This is a genomic window from uncultured Microscilla sp., assembly GCF_947493425.1.
Lineage (GTDB): Bacteria > Bacteroidota > Bacteroidia > Cytophagales > Microscillaceae > Microscilla.
Genome location: NZ_CANLRP010000369.1, coordinates 1 through 1,899 on the forward strand (window position 1 = coordinate 1; position 1,899 = coordinate 1,899).

4 protein-coding genes are annotated in these 1,899 nt (G+C 34.6%); 2 read left to right on the forward strand and 2 right to left on the reverse strand.

Features of this window, described 5'->3' with window-relative positions; all coding sequences use genetic code 11:
* Positions 1 to 127: 127 nt before the first annotated feature.
* Positions 128 to 439, reverse strand: a complete 312-nt coding sequence (locus Q0954_RS33780; RefSeq protein WP_299466451.1) for a hypothetical protein — start codon at positions 437 to 439, stop codon at positions 128 to 130.
* Positions 440 to 443: 4 nt separating this feature from the next.
* Entirely contained in the window at positions 444 to 1,022 is a 579-nt protein-coding gene (locus Q0954_RS33785) for a hypothetical protein (protein ID WP_299466454.1), read from the reverse strand.
* A 110-nt stretch (positions 1,023 to 1,132) separates the two neighbouring features.
* Between Q0954_RS33785 and Q0954_RS33790 the strand changes: the two genes are divergently transcribed.
* Together Q0954_RS33790 and Q0954_RS33795 are read left to right on the forward strand one after the other, a co-directional pair.
* The gene (locus Q0954_RS33790; RefSeq protein ID WP_299466457.1) at positions 1,133 to 1,567 is read left to right on the forward strand and encodes a hypothetical protein; all 435 of its coding nucleotides are present in this window, start codon (positions 1,133 to 1,135) and stop codon (positions 1,565 to 1,567) included.
* Between the two features lie 8 nt (positions 1,568 to 1,575).
* The gene (locus Q0954_RS33795; protein WP_299466460.1) at positions 1,576 to 1,875 is read left to right on the forward strand and encodes a hypothetical protein; all 300 of its coding nucleotides are present in this window, start codon (positions 1,576 to 1,578) and stop codon (positions 1,873 to 1,875) included.
* Positions 1,876 to 1,899: the final 24 nt, after the last annotated feature.

The window sequence follows — 1,899 nt, forward strand, 5'->3', positions numbered from 1 at the left end:
CACCATTTGTGGCAACATAACCTTTGTCTTATTTTTGCAAGAGATTGCCAACAAAATTAAGAGCATAAAAAATAATTGGTTGAATGACATTCGTTTAACTTTAATTTGAAGTAGAACAAAAAAATACCTAGTCATATTCTGCTAAATTTTGTGTACTACGTACTATCACCCAATCATTGCCTTGTTTTAAAAGCCAACTTTTAATGATCAGATTTGCTACATAATATTCTACTACCGCCCCTGTGAGTTCATGATTTAATTGTATGCTCTCGATTGAAGCCTGAGAGCCAATACTGTTAATTGCCCAAGGGGGTAGAGTCAATATTTTACCTAAAAACTCTTTTTTGCTATAATTAATATCCTTTGCCAAAAAACGGTCAAGGGCCTGCTTATATACCTCGTGACAATATATTGATTTATTTTTTGTGCCGTTTTGCATGATTTTAATCTTTTCTTATCCCATCACCCATGAAGGAAGGATCACCACGAAAATAAAAACGGTCAGATAGCCCCATATACCACAAGCCTATGCTTAGTAACAATGTGATAGCAAAAAAGCTCCAAATAGATAGCCTAATATAGGGTAGGTCACCTATAACTAACATAAGTCCTATTAATGCCAAAATTGAAGTAAAAACAGCCAGAATACCCAAGACACTACGCGACATAAAAAAAGGAATTCTTTTGCGAGGCTTACGTTTGCTCAAAGTATTCGCCTGGTGCATTTCATTCTCTATTTCCCAATCAGTCAATTCCTCTTCAGTATCATCTTTAAACCTATACCTTGGGCTAAGCCCTACCATAAACATGATGCCACCTAACAAAGTCGCCAACAATGAACCAATCAAAACAAAATAGTTGATGGTAGAAGGGGTTTGTTTTAAGATTTGTTCTAACAACATCACCCCTTCGCCCAAAAAGAAAGGCAAACCTATGATTAAAAATACAACACCTCCTGTGCTTGCCCACACATTGCGAGATACTAAAGGTATCTTTATTCTATCTTTTGGTATTTTATGCATTGGTATTTTTTAGTTTTCTAAAATAAGTTTTTACTCTCTTTTTTTTTTATCAAAAGCTATTTAACTTACCACAAGTTGTTTTGGTAGTGTAACAGTTTAACTCAAAGTATATGTATCACCATAAAGCCAGTAATGCCAAAATATTTTATGATCACCTGGGCATCCATATCTCTTTTTTAGGAAGTACACTTGTAATTACCTGGGACGAAATAGCGTTTTGTTCTATTACGCCTGCCTTAGAAAAAGTCAATGGCGAGTGGCACCCCCTTAAACACCTAAAATTAGATGGACTACCATTCTTACATCTGGACTTTAAGCTTAAAAATTTATATGTAGTTAAACAAAGGTGTAATATTATAATGCGTATGTGGTATTTACTTCAGGTTAATTTTAAGTCTATGCTTGACCAACAACATCAACCTATAAATGATGAAGGTATTTTAATGTTAGAGTGTGACCTAAAGAGTTTTAATATTCCAGTAAATGAAGTAATAGACCTATTACAAGAAAATACTAAGCCTGGAGTATTTGTCCACTTCACATAATATTTACAATGCATCAGCACAAAACCAGTAATGCCAAAATATTTTATGATCATCTGGGCATCCATATCTCTTTTTTAGGAAGTACACTTGTAATTGCCTGGGACGAAATAGCGTTTTGTTCTATTACGCCCGCCTTAGAAAAAGTCAATGGCGAGTGGTGTACTTATAACAAGAAACCGATGGCACAACTTCAGCTTATAGAACTAAAGTTTGTGATTAAAAATCGCTCATCAGTTCTAAATAGAGCCAGTTTTATAATAGACTTCTTGCGAAAGTGTTTTAAGCAGCATTTGCATTTACGAAAGTAGCAATCAGTGTCGCTCTTAGACCAA

What these genes read in the sequence shown, in the direction of transcription:
- Q0954_RS33790 (WP_299466457.1), top strand. Translation starts at nt 1,133, where the DNA reads ATGTATCACCATAAAGCCAGTAATGCCAAAATATTTTATGATCACCTG.
- Q0954_RS33780 (WP_299466451.1), bottom strand. Translation starts at nt 439, where the DNA reads ATGCAAAACGGCACAAAAAATAAATCAATATATTGTCACGAGGTATAT.
- Q0954_RS33785 (WP_299466454.1), bottom strand. Translation starts at nt 1,022, where the DNA reads ATGCATAAAATACCAAAAGATAGAATAAAGATACCTTTAGTATCTCGC.
- Q0954_RS33795 (WP_299466460.1), top strand. Translation starts at nt 1,576, where the DNA reads ATGCATCAGCACAAAACCAGTAATGCCAAAATATTTTATGATCATCTG.